The following is a 15,669-nucleotide window of genomic DNA, read 5'->3' on the forward strand; positions in this document are numbered from 1 at the left end:
GCGTCCGCTTCCGGGACATTCCCGGAGGACCACCCTCAGGGGCCCGATCTTGGCCACCGGCCCGACCCGCCTTCCCGCCTCCACGATCGCCGACGCCGTCGGCGGGGTGGGCCGCTGATCCGAGGAGTACTGCTGGTGAGACGACGGTGTCGTCTCGCCTGGGCTTCGGGGCTCGCACCCGCGCCGGACCCCGAGGTCCGAGGACGTGTACTGCGACAGGCACCTCATTTCTGGTCAGAGACCTTCGGAACTGGCGACGGTTTCTGACCAGAAGCGAGGTCTCTGTGACGGTTGAGGGGAGGGCGTCGGGTGAGGGGCGACGGGAACCAACGACGCCGCTCGACCGTTACTGCGTGGCACCCAACCGAGGAGGCCCCGCATGACCATCGCGACGACGACGCTCCCTGATCTGCAGACACAGTTTCGCCGCCTCGCCGACCTCGGTGTTCCGGGCATGCCTGCGGAGTTGACCCTGGCGGGCCCGACTCCACCGGGCTCGCTGCTCGCGCTGAGTCCCGATGTGGTGCCGGCGTCGGTCCTGTCCGGGTTCTTGCGCCGCGCCGACAAGCCCGGTTTCGTGGTCGAGGACATGACCGACGTGGACCTGTTCGCACCGGTTGCTCCCGTCGAGTTGCCGGACACAGCGCTCTACCTGGTGACCGATCTCGACCGCGGCGATCACCTCCGAAACGCCTCGCCCAACGAGGCCATCGTCGAATTCGAGCGGGTTGGGCGCACCCCGCTGACCTTGAGCGAGGGGATCTGCTGGTTGCTGCAGCAGCCCGAACTGCTCGAACCCAACCACTGCTTCATGACGATCGGTTCGCGGCGCGTCAAGCCGAACGGGAAACTCGATGCACGAACGCCGGGCATCTGGATCTCCGGAGGCACCGGGCGCGACGGGACCCAGCGGCGCGACGCCCCGAAAGTGGGCTGGTGTTGGGCGGGCAACCGGCACACCTGGCTCGGATTCGCGTCGGGTACCGCACGACTAGCGGTGGGTTGATCCGTATGAAGTTGTGTCCGGATTCCGGACTCAACGTCACACGGATCGCGCTCGCCGCTATCGATGACCACCTGATGACGACCGAACGGGGCTACGAGGCTCGCGGGAGGGGACCGACGCCGTGTTGGTCCGCGGAAATGTCCGTCGCCGCCGCTAGAATCTCGAACAACTGTTCGGCAGTATTCCGGGAGGTTGTGTGCGTGTCATGGGGGTCGATCCGGGACTGACCCGGTGCGGCATCGCCTTGGTCGAATCGGGGCGTGGCCGCGCGGTGACGGCACTCGACGTCGACGTGGTCCGCACGCCCGGTGACATGGACCTGGCCGATCGGCTGCTCGCCGTGTACACCGCGGCGTGCCATTGGCTCGATGTCCATCAGCCCGACGTGGTCGCGATCGAACGGGTCTTCGCGCAGAATCAGGTGTCCACCGCGATGGGCACCGCTCAGGCGGGTGGAGTGATCGCGCTGGCCGCCGGGCAACGGGACGTGCCAGTCCGGTTTCACACACCGTCGGAGGTCAAGGCCGCGGTGACCGGGAGTGGCCGGGCCGACAAGGCGCAGGTGACGGCGATGGTGACGCGGATTCTCGGAATGCAGACCAAACCGCGCCCGGCCGACGCCGCCGACGCACTCGCGCTGGCGATCTGTCACTGCTGGCGCGGACCGATGATGGAACGTATGGCGGCCGCACAACGGCAGGCCGACGAGGTTGCCGCACGGCACCGCCGACGCGTGGCGGCCGCGCGCGCAGGAAGGGACGCATGATCGCATCAGTTCGGGGTCCGGTCCTCGAGATTGCCCTCGACCACGCCGTGATCGATTGCGGCGGTGTGGGTTACCGGGTGCTGGCCACGCCGGCGACGCTGTCGAGGCTGCATCGCGGCGACGAGTCGACGCTGCTCACATCGATGATCGTGCGAGAGGACTCGATGACCCTGTACGGCTTCACCGAACCCGACGCACGAGCGCTCTTCGCGCTGCTGCAGACCGTGACCGGCGTCGGACCGCGGCTGGCGATGGCCACCCTGGCCGTTCTGGAACCCGAGTCGCTGCGTCGTGCGCTCGCCGAGTCCGACACCAAGGCGCTGACCTCGGTGCCGGGGATCGGCAAACGGGTGGCCGAACGCCTCGTCGTCGAGTTGCGCGACAAGGTGGACCGCCCAACCGGCGACAACACGGCGGCGGTCGCAGTGGTCGGTGGGATTCGAGAGCAGGTCGCAGACGCCCTTGTGGGACTCGGTTTCACCGCGGGGCCTGCGGAGAAGGCGGTCGCCGCGGTGCTCGCCGACACCCCCGACGCCGACGCATCCACAGCGCTTCGCCGATCGTTGGCGATGCTCGGGAAGGCGTCGTAGATGACGGATCGAGACGGCGGGTATTCGTCCGAGGAGCAGGAGCGGGAGGTCAGCGCACTGCCCGTGCGGTCCGACGGCGATCTCGACGCCGGACTGCGGCCCCGCTCGCTGGCCGACTTCATCGGGCAGCCGAGGGTCTGTGAGCAACTCGAACTCGTTCTGCACGGAGCGAAGGGCCGCGGCGGCACGCCCGACCACATCCTGCTGTCCGGACCACCCGGTCTGGGCAAGACCTCTCTCGCGATGATCATCGCCGCCGAGATGGGGGCAGCCATCCGCGTCACCTCCGGCCCCGCCCTCGAGCGGGCCGGTGACCTGGCCGCGATGCTGTCCAACCTGGTCGAGGGCGACGTGCTGTTCATCGACGAGATTCACCGCATCGCACGACCCGCCGAGGAGATGCTGTACCTCGCCATGGAGGACTTCCGGGTCGACGTCGTGGTCGGCAAGGGGCCGGGTGCCACCTCGATCCCGCTCGACGTCGCGCCCTTCACCCTGGTCGGCGCGACCACCCGCTCCGGATCGCTGACCGGCCCGCTGCGCGACCGATTCGGCTTCACCGCACACATGGAGTTCTACGACACATCCGAACTGGTCCTCGTGCTGCGCCGGTCGGCGGGGATTCTCGGGATCGTGTTGCGCGACGACGCCGCGTCGGAGATCGCAAGCCGGTCCCGCGGCACCCCGCGCATCGCCAACCGGCTGTTGCGCCGGGTCCGCGACTACGCGGAGGTGCGTGGCGACGGCACGATCACCGTCGACATCGCACGCGCCGCCCTTGCCGTGTACGACGTCGACGAACTGGGCTTCGACCGCCTCGACCGCGCCGTTCTCAATGCGTTGATCAGGGCATTCGGCGGCGGTCCGGTGGGGGTGTCGACGCTGGCGGTCGCCGTCGGCGAGGAACCGGCGACGGTGGAGGAAGTGTGCGAGCCGTTCCTGGTCCGTGCGGGCATGGTCGCGCGTACACCTCGCGGTCGAGTGGCCACCGCCGCTGCCTGGCACCATCTCGGGCTGACCCCGCCTGCGGGCGCCCTCAACGCGACATTCGGGGTTCGTCCACGTGATCTGGGGAACGGCACCCTCTTCGACGACCTCTGATCGGTGACCTGCGAGATCGGGCATCCCGGGCGGCATGGCACACTGGGAGGAGCGCCGTCGACCAGCGCGTCCGTGTTGTGGGCGCAGTCCACCGAGGTCGACGCAACAAGACCGCCGGGTACGCCCGTCGGCCACCACACCGACAAAGGACTGACGTTTCACCATGGAGTCTCTGCTCTTCCCCTTGCTGCTGGCCATGCTGGCGGTCTTCATGTTCATGACCATGCGCAAGCAGAAGAAGCGCATGTCCGAGATGCAGGAGATGCAGAGCGCCGTTGCCACCGGCACCCGTGTCCAGCTGACCTCCGGTCTGTTCGGCACCGTGATCGACGCGACCTCCTCGGACACCGTGGACGTCGAGATCGCGACCGGCGTGGTGACGCGCTGGAACCGGCTCGCGATCATGCGCGTCGTCCCGACCGATGAGGCCGCGGCGACCTACGCGGGTTACATCGAGCCCGAGGCCGATCCAGACGACTTTGACGCAGACGACTTCGAGGCCGAGGGCATCGACCTCGAGAAGAACGTCGACGACGCCGACGCCGCCCCGGACACCGCCGATCAGAAGCGCGACGGCGACAAGTAGCCCGGCGAGCCATCCCCGGCTCACCTGACAAACAGCACGACACGGACACCACTGCGAGGTCGGATATAACCCGCGGTGGTATGGGCCGGTACGGTTGGCCCCCGGTACGTCGGCCCCCGATAAGTTGGCCCCCGGATACGTTAGCGACTGTCCACCCGGCCGGTTGGCCGTGCAGTCAAAGGAGACTCGAAGAGCAGTGACAACAACTCGCCGCGCAGCGACAGGTTCACGGCGGGCGAAGCGGTCGGGACCCAGCCGTGAGATCCCGCCGTGGCAGCCGCTTGTCGTCTTCCTCGGATTGCTGGCCGTCGTGTACGGCCTCATCTTCTTCACCGGTGCCAAAACCCTGGAACCCAAGCTGGGTATCGACCTGCAGGGCGGCACCCGCGTCACGCTGACCGCTCGCACCGAGAACGGTCAACAACCCAACCGCGAACAGCTCGATCGGGCAAAGCAGATCATCGAGCAGCGCGTCAACGGCCTGGGCGTGTCCGGATCAGAGGTTGTCATCAACGGTGACAACCTGATCATCACCGTCCCCGGCAAGGACGGCTCGCAGGCCAAGTCGCTGGGGCAGACCGCGCGCCTCTACGTCCGGCCCGTCGTCGGTCAACCGGTGCCGGCCACGCCGCAGCCGCGCAAGCCCGACGATCAGAACCAGAACCCGGCGAACACACCGCAATCTCAGCAGGTGCAGGCCGCGATCGCCGAGCAGCGCAAGCTCCGCCAGGCCCCTGGCAACGCCGACCAGAAGACCATCGCCGCGCTCCAGGCGCAGATGGCCAAGATGGACTGCTCGAAGACGACGTCGGACCCGCTGATGGGTAACGATCTGCCCGACCAGTACCTGGTGGCGTGCTCCCAGGACGGCACCCAGGTCTATCTGCTGGGTCCGGAGATCATCGACGGCCGCGACATCAAGGAAGCGAGCGCGTCGACCGACCCGCAAACCGGTGAGTGGATCGTCACCCTCGAGTTCAAGGGCGACGCCGCCAAGTTCTGGCCGCAGTACACCGCAACCCATCGGGGCACGGCGACCGCGTTCACCCTCGACACCCGCGTCGTCTCGGCACCGGTGATCCAGGACGCCATCCCCGGCGGGTCGACCCGGATCAGCGGCGGCACCGCCGACCCGTTCACCGAGGCGTCCGCAGGCGACCTCGCGAACGTGCTGAAATACGGTTCGCTACCGCTGTCGTTCACCGCGTCGAACGCCGAAACCGTCTCTGCGACACTCGGTTTGTCGTCGCTGAAGGCGGGCCTGCTGGCCGGTGCCATCGGTCTGCTGGCGGTGCTCATCTACGCGCTGGCCTACTACCGGATGCTCGGCATCCTCACGTTCGCGTCGCTGGTGCTCTCGGGGCTGATGGTCTACGGCATCATCGTGCTGCTCGGGCGTTGGATCGGCTTCACCCTTGATCTCGCGGGCATCGCCGGTCTGATCATCGGTATCGGTATGACCGCGGACTCGTTCGTCGTCTACTTCGAACGAATAAAAGACGAGATGCGCGAGGGCCGAAGTTTCCGGTCCGCGGTCCCGCGGGGTTGGGCGAGTGCTCGACGCACCATCTGGTCGGGTAACGCGGTCAGCTTCATCGCAGCCGCGGTGATCTACATCCTTGCCGTCGGTGAGGTCCGTGGCTTCGCGTTCACCTTGGGTCTGACCACGATCCTGGACGTGGTGGTCGTGTTCCTGGTCACCCACCCGCTGGTGGTGCTGGCCTCGCGGAACAGCTTCCTGTCCAAGCCGAGCGTGAACGGTCTGGGCGCGGTGGCCGAGGTCGCCCGCCAGCGTCGGGTCTCCACCCGTGCGACGGATCAGACCAGTGACGGCAGGCAGGACACGACCACCGCGGCGAAAGGATCGGCGAAATGACCAAACCCACCGACCGTTCCGCGGGCGACGGCAAGACCGATGTGATCGAGCCGGCGGCAGGCAGTGACGCCGACTTCGTCGCCGACACTCGCCGCTCCTTCCTGTCCCGGCTCTACACCGGAACCGGTGCGTTCGAGATCGTCAGCCGACGCCGCATGTGGTACGGCATCACCGCCGGCATCCTGCTGATCTGTGCGCTGTCCATCGGTGTGCGCGGGTTCAGCCTGGGCATCGACTTCGAGGGTGGCACCCAGATCTCGATCCCGGTGTCGACCGGGGTCAATGCCGACTCGGTCGAGAAGATCGTCGGCGACACCCTCGGGGGTGCGCCGGAGTCGGTGCAGACCGCGGGTTCGGGGAGCAGCGAGACGGTGCAGGTTCGGACCGAGACGCTGTCCTTGCAGCAGGCCGAGGCCGTCAATCAGGCTCTCGTGGCGGAGTTCGGGCCCGAACTCACCACCGAGGAGATCAGCATCTCGGACGTGAGTTCCACCTGGGGTCGCGAGATCACCGAGAAGATGCTGATCGCGCTCGCGGTGTTCCTGGTCATCGTGTTCGTCTACATCGCGGTGCGCTTCGATCGAGAGATGTCGATAGCGGCGATGGCGTCGCTGTTCTTCGACATCCTCTGCACCGCCGGTGTGTACTCGCTGGTCGGCTGGGAGGTCACGCCCGCCACCGTGATCGGACTGCTCACGATTCTCGGTTTCTCGCTGTACGACACCGTCGTCGTGTTCGACAAGGTGTCCGAGAACACGCGGTCGGTGCTGCAGACCACGCGTCGCACCTACGGCGAACAGGCGAACCTGGCGATCAACCAGACCCTGATGCGTTCGATCAACACCACCGTCATCTCCGTGCTGCCGATCATCGCGCTCATGGTGATCGCGGTGTGGCTGCTCGGCGTCGGCACGCTGAAAGACCTCGCCCTCATCCAGCTCGTGGGCGTGGTCGTCGGCGCCTACTCGTCGATCTTCCTCGCCGCGCCCCTGCTGGTGACGCTGAAGGAGCGTCGCCCCGAGATCGCCCGGCACACCAAGAAGGTGCTCGACCGTCGTGCCGGGGTGGAACCTGCAGAGGAGTTCCGTCCGCGCAGCGGACGTGCTGGTCGGGTCAGCACCAGCAAGGTTTCGGGTGCGCCGGGCCGGGCCGGCGCGAAGGCCAGATCGGGCGCGGGCGACACGGACGACGCGCGGCCCACCGGAAAACGCCGGCGCGCGCGCTAGTCTCGGCTCGTGGTGACGAGGTCCAGGTCGTTGGTGCGCGCGGTTTCGGTGCTTTTCGGCCTGTCGCTCCTTGCCGGATTGGTCTCGGCATGTGGCGACGACGGGCCGCCGTCCATCAACTACGTCGTCGACGCGCGGGTGATCACCTACAACGCCAACACGGTGTCGGGCAACTCCGACGGCGCCCTCATGGTGACCGGTCGTCTCTTGCCCGGGTTCAGTCTGCTCGGCCCGCAGGGGCAGGTGGTGCCCGACCGCGATGTCGGCGTGGTGACCCGCGTACCCGGCTCTCGTCTGACGCTGCGCTACGAGTTCGACCCCGAGGCGGCGTTCTCCGACGGCGTCGCTCTCGACTGTGACGACCTGCTGCTGGCGTGGGCGGCGATGAGCGGGCGGTTCGACGGCTTCACCCCCGCCACCACCGCGGGTTATCGCGACATCGAATCGGTCGACTGCGCGGCCGGGGAGCGGACCGCGACCGTCACCTTCAAGCCCGGTCGTGAGTACCAGGACTGGGCGGCGCTGTTCGGTGCCGGCACGATGATGCCCGCCCATGTGGTTGCGAGCGACGCCGGCATCGCCGACATCGTCGACCCCATCCGAGCGGGCAACGACGACGTCATCCGGCGGATCGCCGGTGCGTGGAACAACGGATTCCCGCTCGTGCCAGGGCCGATCGACGCGGCCCGCCTGCCTGCGTCTGGACCTTTCCGGGTCGACCGGTACTCGCGGACCGACGGGTTGGTGCTCGTCCCCAACGAGAAATGGTGGGGGGATCGCCCCAAAGCCGGGCGCATCGTCGTGTGGGGCCGCGGAACGGACGCCACGCGGAGGCTCCCCGACGGCCGATTCGACATCGCCGACATCACCACGGGCATGGTCGACGCGGAGGTGTCCGGGTCGAGTCCGACGAATCCCGCTCGAGCGCTCGCCGTGGAACAACTGGTCCTGGCCGATCGCGGAGTCTTCGCCGACGTGCGTGTCCGTCGGGCATTCGCGTCGTGCGTCCCGCGCGATGGGTTGGCGCGACAGTTCGGGGCAGGTGCACGGATGTGGAATCAGCGGATCCTCGCACCCGCCGACAATCTCGCCGGCCAGATAAACAACGAATTCGGCCGCGCCTACCAGCGGCCCGACCTTCCTCGCGCCCGCAACCTTCTCGAGCAGCGTCGGCAGGGCGCAGGGGCGGTGCGGGTGCGGATCGGCTATCTCGGCCCGACGGCCCGGTGGCAGCAGATGGTTCGGGTGATCGCCGACTCCTGTGCACGAGCCAACATCACCGTCGAGGATGTGTCGACACCCCAGATGGGTCCGACGGAACTCGGTCGAACCGCGGACGCTTTGCTCGTCGCGTCGGGAGCGACGTCGGCTGCGGCCGGAGCCGCAGATCCGACACGCGACGCCTATGCCCTGCGCGGCGGTGACCCGCTCAACCTGTCCGACTTCCGTGACCCGCAGGTGAGTCGGGCCGTCGACCAACTCGCGGTGTCGGACTCGGTCACCGAGCGTCTGCCACTGATCCGGGCGATCGAGAACGCTGCGTGGACGGCCCTCCCGTCGATCCCGCTGTTCGCTGCTCCCCGCGTGTACCGGTGGAATGATCGGGTGGGCAATGTGGTTGCCGGGCTCGGACGTTCGGGTACCGGCTGGAATATGGATCGGTGGTTTCTGCGGTGAGTGATCGATGATGAGTGATCAATGCGCGGGGGTTCGTTGATGGGCACGTCATCTCCGGATACGACCGGGCCTGCGCTCACCCGGGCGCGTGCGGCCATCGATCGTCACGCCCGACGGGTGGCCGACTTCCCGAGCCCGGGCATCGCGTTCAAGGACCTCACACCGGTACTCGCCGACGCCGCCGGCTTGTCGTCGATCGTCACCGCGTTGACCCACGGCTGCCGTGACATCGAGCTCGTCGCGGGTATCGATGCGCGCGGGTTCCTGCTCGGCGGCGCTGTCGCTCGTGAGCTCGGTGTCGGTGTCCTCGCCGTTCGCAAGGGCGGCAAACTTCCCCCTCCGGTGAAGTCGGTGAGCTACACCCTCGAGTACGGCACGGCAACCCTGGAGATCCCGGCGGACGGCATCGACATCAGCGGACTACGAGTGCTCCTGGTCGACGACGTCCTGGCGACCGGCGGAACGGCCGTCGCCGCCGCGGAGTTGCTGAACGGTTCCGGGGCTCGTGTCGTCGGGGTCGCGGTGATCATGGAACTCGGCGGGCTCGACGGCCGCGGCACCATCGCGCGCGGGCTGGGGACCGACCTCCCGGTGCATTCGGTCGCGGTCGACTGATCCCCGGAGTGCGTGACCGACCCGCCGGCCGTCGGAAATCTGTACCTGGAAGCCCGACCACGTGCATGGTGCACATGGTCGGGCTGAGGGGTACAGAGATCCAACGGTGTGACATGGCGAATAGACTGGACCGATCGACAACGACCGCAGCGGGAGGAGCAGCCGATGACCGACGAACCCGACATCGTCGCGCGGGACTCCGGAACAGTCGTCCGCAACGGTGCTTCCGCCGACACCGAGCTCGGCGCCCACTCTGGCCTGGACACACCTGGCGGTGACGGCCGACGGTCGAACGACGCGACGACCACCGAGTCCGACAAGACAGGCCCGGACATGACAGGGCCGGACAAGACAGGGCCAGACCAGGCTGTGGCACCCGTGTCGCCACCGGCAACGGCCCCGGGCGCCGACACCGCCGACACGCCGCCTGCGCGACCGCAGGCGTCGCAGACGTCGTCGGCGTCGAGGCGGGTCCGCGCTCGACTCGCCCGCCGGATGACGGCGACCCGCAGCCAGGTAAGACCGGTCCTCGAACCGCTGGTGACGCTGCATCGCGAGATCTACCCGAAGGCCGATGTCGCGCTGCTGCAGCACGCCTACGACGTCGCAGATGAACGCCACCGCGGTCAGCGCCGCAAGTCCGGCGACCCGTACATCACCCATCCGCTCGCCGTCGCCACCATCCTGGCCGACCTCGGGATGGACACCACCACATTGGTGGCGGCGTTGCTCCACGACACCGTGGAGGACACCGGCTACACGCTCGACGCACTCGAGAAGGACTTCGGGCCCGAGGTCGCCCACCTCGTCGACGGCGTCACCAAACTCGACAAGGTGGCACTCGGCAGCGCCGCCGAGGCCGAGACCATCCGCAAGATGATCATCGCGATGGCGCGGGATCCGCGGGTGCTCGTCATCAAGGTGGCCGATCGACTGCACAACATGCGCACGATGCGGTTCCTGCCGCCCGAGAAGCAGGCGCGCAAGGCGCGTGAAACGCTGGAAGTCATTGCGCCGCTTGCGCATCGGCTGGGGATGGCAACCGTCAAATGGGAACTCGAGGACTTGTCCTTCGCGATCCTGCATCCCAAGCGGTACGAGGAGATCGTGCGTCTGGTGGCCGATCGCGCCCCGTCCCGGGACACCTATCTCGCGCGGGTGCGCGCCGACATCAACAACGCGTTGTCGGGGGCACGGATCAACGCGACGGTGGAAGGTCGCCCCAAGCACTACTGGTCGATCTACCAGAAGATGATCGTCAAGGGCCGCGACTTCGACGACATCCACGACCTGGTCGGCATGCGGATTCTGTGCGAAGAGGTACGCGACTGCTACGCGGCCGTCGGCGTCGTTCATTCGCTGTGGCAGCCGATGGCCGGCCGGTTCAAGGACTACATCGCCCAACCGCGGTTCGGCGTGTACCAGTCGCTGCACACCACGGTGATCGGACCCGAGGGAAAACCTCTCGAGGTGCAGATCCGGACCGAGGAGATGCACCGCACCGCAGAGTTCGGTATCGCCGCGCACTGGCGCTACAAGGAGGGCGGTTACAAAGACCGCAAGCGTCGTTCCGACATCACCGAGATCGACGACATGGCCTGGATGCGGCAACTGCTCGACTGGCAGCGGGAGGCGGCCGACCCGGGCGAGTTCCTGGAGTCGCTCCGCTACGACCTCGCGGTGCGGGAGATCTTCGTCTTCACCCCCAAGGGCGACGTCATCACGCTGCCTGCCGGTTCCACGCCGGTCGACTTCGCCTACGCGGTGCACACCGAGGTGGGTCATCGCTGTATCGGTGCCCGCGTCAACGGTCGTCTGGTCGCCCTCGAGCGGCAGCTGGAGAACGGTGAGGTGGTGGAGGTCTTCACCTCCAAGGCGCCCAACGCCGGACCGTCCAAGGACTGGCAGTCGTTTGTGGTGTCACCACGCGCCAAGGCCAAGATCCGGCAGTGGTTCGCCAAGGAGCGTCGCGAAGAGGCCCTGGAGACCGGCAAGGACGCGATCGCCAAAGAGGTCCGCCGCGGTGGCCTTCCGCTGCAGCGATTGATGAGCGCCGAATCGATGGCCGCAATCGCCAAGGAACTGCGCTACAACGACGTCACCGCGTTGTACACGGCGGTCGGGGAGAACCACGTGTCGGCACGGCACGTGGTCAACCGGCTGGTCGCGGCACTCGGCGGGATCGACGACGCGGCCGAGGAGATCGCCGAACGGTCCACCCCGTCGACCATGCCGACACGCGCGCGGCAGGGCGGTGACGCGGGCGTCGTCGTCGAAGGTGTCGACAACGTCGTCATCAAGCTCGCCAAGTGCTGCACGCCGGTCCCCGGCGACGAAATCCTCGGATTCGTGACCCGCGGCGGCGGGATCAGCGTGCACCGGACCGACTGCACCAATGCGGAATCGCTGCGCCAGCAGGCCGAACGCATCATCGACGTCGCGTGGGCGCCGTCACCTGAGTCGGTGTTCCTGGTGGCCATCCAGGTCGAGGCCCTCGACCGCCACCGCCTGCTCTCCGACGTCACCAAGGTGCTCGCCGACGAACGGGTGAACATACTGTCGGCCTCGGTCACGACCAGCCGCGATCGCGTGGCCATCAGCAAGTTCACCTTCGAGATGGGCGACCCCAAGCATCTCGGTCACGTGCTCAACGTCGTGCGCAACGTCGAGGGTGTCTACGACGTCTACCGGGTCACCTCGGCCGCCTGAACGGCCGAGGTGACGGCGGCGTCAGTCGACTGTGGCGGTCTGGATCTCGACCGGCAACTTGGGTCGCCCGTCCTGTGCCTGACCGGCCGGACCCGGGGTGATGCCGCCCGCGTAGATCTTGTCGAGCACCGCCAGCCCCGCCTCGTCGACCTTGCCGACGACGGAGTAATCCGCGGCGAGCTGGCTGTCCTGGATCACCAGGAAGAACTGGCTGGAGCCGGTGTTGGACGCCTGTCCGCTGTTGTTGCTGTTCGCGATCGCGATCGTGCCGCGCGGGTAGATCACCGGTCCGGCACCGCCGTACGGGCTCGGGGGCCCTGCGGGCTGCAGGTTCGTCGGCGGTTCGTCGGGGCTCGCCCATCCTGGGCCGCTCTGCCCGGTGGCGGTGGGATCGCCGCACTGCAACACCTTCAGCGATGCGCCGGTGGTCATGCGGTGACACGGGGTGCCGTCGTAGAACTTGTCGTCGATCAGCGAGATGACCGCACCGGTGTTGCACGGTGCCGACGCGTGGTCGAAGGTGACCGGGATGGCGCCTTGATTGGTGTTGAACGAGCCCTGCGTCGTACCCGAATTGGGTTGCTTGTCATCGGGTTTCGGCACCGTGCGGATCTTGGCCTGGCCCAGCCGGACGGCCTCGTTGGTCTCGGTCGCGAACTTGCGGTACAGCTCGTACTGATTCGGCTGCACCTGCGGCGGCGGCTGCACCGGGACGGTCTGCAGGTTGTTCGGCTTGTCGGTGTAGGTGCAGTCCTTGTGAGCGGCGTTGAACCGGTCGGTCTGGATCTTGTCGACGATGAAGTAGGTCGCGGTGCCGACGATCGCGATCACCACTGCAGCAGACACCGACGAGATGATGATCTTGCGCTTCTTGCGTGCCCGCTGTTCGGCGTCGAGGCGTGCCTTCAGCTTGCGCTTGGCCGCCTCGCGACGCTCGGTGTTGGTCGTCGTGCGGGTACTCGCCGCGACGACGGTGTCGGCGTCCGCCGTGTCCTTCTTGTCATCCCCGCCGTCGGTGTCCCCGCCGTCTTTCTTGCTGACGTCCTTCTTACTGACGTCGACCGTGGTGGCGTCATCGTCGGTGACGCTGTCCGGGGTGTCGCTGTCGGGGTCCAGTTTGTCCTTGGGATCGGTCGGATCGCTCGGCTCTTTGTTGCTCGACACGCTCTAACGCCCTCCTGATGCGCTGCGACGGTGACCGGGCAGTGGCGCCGGACACCCCATGCAGTCTGCCAGCACTGCCTGTGAACTTCGCGCACCGGGTCGAATGACACAATGGTCGACATGCTGATCACCGGATTCCCCGCGGGGATGTTCCAGACGAACTGCTACATCGTCGCGTCAGGTCCGGGGAGTGACGCGGTGATCGTCGACCCCGGCCAGGATGCGGCCGCCCGGGTGCGCGAGTTGCTCGCCGAGAACGATCTCACGCCCGTCGCGGTCCTGCTCACTCACGGGCATCTCGACCACACCTGGAATGCGCAGGAGTTGTGTGACGAGTATTCGATCCCGGCCTACATCCATCCGGCCGATCGGCCGATGCTCGCCGATCCCGGCAAGGGTCTCGGACGCGCCCTGGCTCCGATGGTCGGTGCACTGCGTTTTCGCGAACCGGAGAAGGTGATCGAATTCGTCGACGGCGAGCCCGTCGAATTGGCCGGCCTGCGTTTCACCGTCGACCTCGCGCCCGGCCACACACAGGGTTCGGTCCTGTTGGGTCTCGATGTGCCGGTCGTGGCGCAGGACGCGGCGCCCGACTCCACCCCGGAAGTGATCGGGGTGTGCTTCGCCGGTGACGTCTTGTTTGCGGGGTCCATCGGGCGCACCGACCTGCCCGGGGGAGATCATCAGCAGTTGCTGACGTCGATCGCGACGAAGCTGCTGCCGTTGCCCGATGACACCCAGGTGTTGCCCGGGCACGGACCCCAGACGTCGATCGGTGCGGAACGGGCCACCAACCCGTTCCTGGTCGATCTCGCACCACAGGGCGACCCGTCGTCGTCGGCGGCAATCAAGAAGGGACGATTCGGACTGTGAGCGGAGGCTTTCAGGCGCCTCGGGGCATTCCCGACTACTACCCGCCGGCATCCGCGGATTTCCGGCGCGTGCGCGACACCCTCACCGACGCGGCGCGTCGTGCCGGATACGGCCACATCGAACTGCCGGTGTTCGAGGACACCGCGTTGTTCGCCCGCGGCGTCGGCGAGTCCACCGATGTGGTGAGCAAGGAGATGTACACCTTCGCCGACCGCGGCGACCGTTCGGTGACGCTGCGCCCCGAGGGCACCGCCGGCGTGATGCGCGCGGTGATCCAGCACGGCCTCGACCGCGGGCAACTGCCGGTGAAACTCAGCTACGCCGGCCCGTTCTTCCGCTACGAGAAGCCGCAGACCGGTCGTTACCGGCAACTGCAGCAGGTGGGCGTCGAGGCGATCGGCGTCGACGATCCGGCGCTGGACGCCGAGGTGATCGCGATCGCCGACGAAGGGTACCGGCGGCTCGGGTTGTCGGGCTTCCGCCTGGAGATCACCTCGCTGGGGGACGACGAGAGTCGGCCTCGTTATCGAGAAGCATTGCAGCAGTTCCTCTTCGGGCTCGACCTCGACGAACCGACCCGGCAGCGGGCACAGATCAACCCGTTGCGGGTCCTCGACGACAAACGGCCCGAGATCAAGGCCGCGACCGCCGACGCGCCGCTGCTGATCGACTACCTCACCGACGACGCGCGGGCCCACTTCGACCTCGTATTGGCCCACCTCGACCGTCTCGGGGTGCCCTACGAACTCAACCCTCGTCTGGTGCGCGGCCTCGACTACTACACGAAGACCACCTTCGAGTTCGTCCACGATGGACTCGGTGCGCAGTCCGGCATCGGTGGCGGCGGACGTTACGACGGTTTGATGAAGCAACTCGGCGGCAAACAGGACCTGTCCGGGATCGGCTTCGGTCTCGGTGTCGACCGGACCATGCTGGCTTTGGAGGCCGAAGGTGTGGCCGGTGTCGAGGCCGCGCGATGCGCGGTCTTCGGTGTGCCGCTCGGAGCGGCCGCCAAGGCCGAATTGGTCGGCGTCGCAGGACAACTGCGTGCCGCCGGAGTCAGCGTCGACCTGGCCTACGGCGACCGCGGGCTCAAGGGCGCGATGAAGGCCGCGGACCGTTCCGGTGCGCGATTGGCGCTGGTGCTCGGGGACCGTGAACTGGAGGAACGGGTGGTCGAGGTCAAGGACCTCACCAACGGGGAGCAGCGTCGGGTGTCGCTCGACCGAATCGTCGACGAGGTGGTCGGCGCGCTCGCCGGTTGACCGCGCTAACGCGTCTGCCTCTCCCGCTCCCTGCGCCTGGATCCGTGGAAGCGTCTCGAAGGATGTCCGCAACGACGCAGACCGGCCCACCTCCGCTCCCTGAGGTGCTCGAGGCGCTAGTCGAGAGCCTCGAAGGGCTGGTGAGACAGGGCAATTCGGTGACCAAGTAGCGACGGTCACCAGGCCTTCGAGGCTCCTCGCCAGCGCTCGTCGCA

13 protein-coding genes are annotated in these 15,669 nt (G+C 67.4%); 12 read left to right on the top strand and 1 reads right to left on the bottom strand.

The window, feature by feature from the left end; genetic code table 11:
• Positions 1–379: 379 nt before the first annotated feature.
• From ABZW74_RS06835 to ABZW74_RS06880, 10 genes are all read left to right on the top strand, one after another.
• Positions 380–1,006 carry a DUF5701 family protein gene (locus tag ABZW74_RS06835; RefSeq protein WP_240858629.1) on the top strand — a complete coding sequence of 209 codons (627 nt, stop codon included), beginning with the start codon at positions 380–382 and terminating at the stop codon, positions 1,004–1,006.
• Between the two features lie 196 nt (positions 1,007–1,202).
• A complete protein-coding gene (ruvC, locus tag ABZW74_RS06840) occupies positions 1,203–1,772 on the top strand; it encodes a crossover junction endodeoxyribonuclease RuvC (RefSeq protein ID WP_240858627.1) in 570 nt (189 codons plus the stop codon).
• Positions 1,769–2,362 carry a Holliday junction branch migration protein RuvA gene (gene ruvA / locus ABZW74_RS06845; RefSeq protein ID WP_240858621.1) on the top strand — a complete coding sequence of 198 codons (594 nt, stop codon included), beginning with the start codon at positions 1,769–1,771 and terminating at the stop codon, positions 2,360–2,362. Before ruvC ends, ruvA begins: the two co-directional genes overlap by 4 nt.
• Entirely contained in the window at positions 2,363–3,463 is a 1,101-nt protein-coding gene (ruvB, locus tag ABZW74_RS06850) for a Holliday junction branch migration DNA helicase RuvB (RefSeq protein ID WP_240858615.1), read from the top strand.
• A 163-nt stretch (positions 3,464–3,626) separates the two neighbouring features.
• Positions 3,627–4,049, top strand: coding sequence for a preprotein translocase subunit YajC (yajC, locus tag ABZW74_RS06855; RefSeq protein WP_240858611.1), 423 nt, complete (start codon positions 3,627–3,629; stop codon positions 4,047–4,049).
• Positions 4,050–4,245: 196 nt separating this feature from the next.
• Positions 4,246–5,925, top strand: coding sequence for a protein translocase subunit SecD (secD, locus tag ABZW74_RS06860; RefSeq protein ID WP_355275161.1), 1,680 nt, complete (start codon positions 4,246–4,248; stop codon positions 5,923–5,925).
• The gene (gene secF / locus ABZW74_RS06865) at positions 5,922–7,151 is read left to right on the top strand and encodes a protein translocase subunit SecF (RefSeq protein ID WP_355275163.1); all 1,230 of its coding nucleotides are present in this window, start codon (positions 5,922–5,924) and stop codon (positions 7,149–7,151) included. The genes secD and secF overlap by 4 nt, the downstream gene beginning before the upstream one ends.
• A 9-nt stretch (positions 7,152–7,160) precedes the next feature.
• The gene (locus tag ABZW74_RS06870) at positions 7,161–8,828 is read left to right on the top strand and encodes an ABC transporter substrate-binding protein (RefSeq protein ID WP_355275165.1); all 1,668 of its coding nucleotides are present in this window, start codon (positions 7,161–7,163) and stop codon (positions 8,826–8,828) included.
• 39 nt (positions 8,829–8,867) lie between these two features.
• Complete coding sequence (locus ABZW74_RS06875; RefSeq protein WP_355275167.1) at positions 8,868–9,443, top strand: adenine phosphoribosyltransferase; 576 nt, start codon at positions 8,868–8,870, stop codon at positions 9,441–9,443.
• A gap of 165 nt (positions 9,444–9,608) precedes the next feature.
• A complete protein-coding gene (locus ABZW74_RS06880; RefSeq protein WP_355275169.1) occupies positions 9,609–12,152 on the top strand; it encodes a RelA/SpoT family protein in 2,544 nt (847 codons plus the stop codon).
• A gap of 21 nt (positions 12,153–12,173) precedes the next feature.
• Here the strand turns inward: ABZW74_RS06880 and ABZW74_RS06885 are convergent, their stop codons facing one another.
• Entirely contained in the window at positions 12,174–13,061 is an 888-nt protein-coding gene (locus ABZW74_RS06885; RefSeq protein WP_276614953.1) for a peptidylprolyl isomerase, read from the bottom strand.
• 375 nt (positions 13,062–13,436) lie between these two features.
• Between ABZW74_RS06885 and ABZW74_RS06890 the strand changes: the two genes are divergently transcribed.
• Together ABZW74_RS06890 and hisS are read left to right on the top strand one after the other, a co-directional pair.
• Positions 13,437–14,189 carry an MBL fold metallo-hydrolase gene (locus ABZW74_RS06890; RefSeq protein WP_240858579.1) on the top strand — a complete coding sequence of 251 codons (753 nt, stop codon included), beginning with the start codon at positions 13,437–13,439 and terminating at the stop codon, positions 14,187–14,189.
• The gene (gene hisS, locus ABZW74_RS06895) at positions 14,186–15,454 is read left to right on the top strand and encodes a histidine--tRNA ligase (RefSeq protein WP_240858574.1); all 1,269 of its coding nucleotides are present in this window, start codon (positions 14,186–14,188) and stop codon (positions 15,452–15,454) included. The genes ABZW74_RS06890 and hisS overlap by 4 nt, the downstream gene beginning before the upstream one ends.
• Positions 15,455–15,669 lie beyond the last annotated feature (215 nt).

This window comes from Gordonia sp. NPDC003585 (assembly GCF_040610755.1).
Lineage (GTDB): Bacteria > Actinomycetota > Actinomycetes > Mycobacteriales > Mycobacteriaceae > Gordonia.

What these genes read in the sequence shown, in the direction of transcription:
- ABZW74_RS06835 (WP_240858629.1), top strand. Translation starts at nt 380, where the DNA reads ATGACCATCGCGACGACGACGCTCCCTGATCTGCAGACACAGTTTCGC.
- ruvA (WP_240858621.1), top strand. Translation starts at nt 1,769, where the DNA reads ATGATCGCATCAGTTCGGGGTCCGGTCCTCGAGATTGCCCTCGACCAC.
- ruvB (WP_240858615.1), top strand. Translation starts at nt 2,363, where the DNA reads ATGACGGATCGAGACGGCGGGTATTCGTCCGAGGAGCAGGAGCGGGAG.
- yajC (WP_240858611.1), top strand. Translation starts at nt 3,627, where the DNA reads ATGGAGTCTCTGCTCTTCCCCTTGCTGCTGGCCATGCTGGCGGTCTTC.
- secF (WP_355275163.1), top strand. Translation starts at nt 5,922, where the DNA reads ATGACCAAACCCACCGACCGTTCCGCGGGCGACGGCAAGACCGATGTG.
- ABZW74_RS06875 (WP_355275167.1), top strand. Translation starts at nt 8,868, where the DNA reads ATGGGCACGTCATCTCCGGATACGACCGGGCCTGCGCTCACCCGGGCG.
- ABZW74_RS06880 (WP_355275169.1), top strand. Translation starts at nt 9,609, where the DNA reads ATGACCGACGAACCCGACATCGTCGCGCGGGACTCCGGAACAGTCGTC.
- ABZW74_RS06890 (WP_240858579.1), top strand. Translation starts at nt 13,437, where the DNA reads ATGCTGATCACCGGATTCCCCGCGGGGATGTTCCAGACGAACTGCTAC.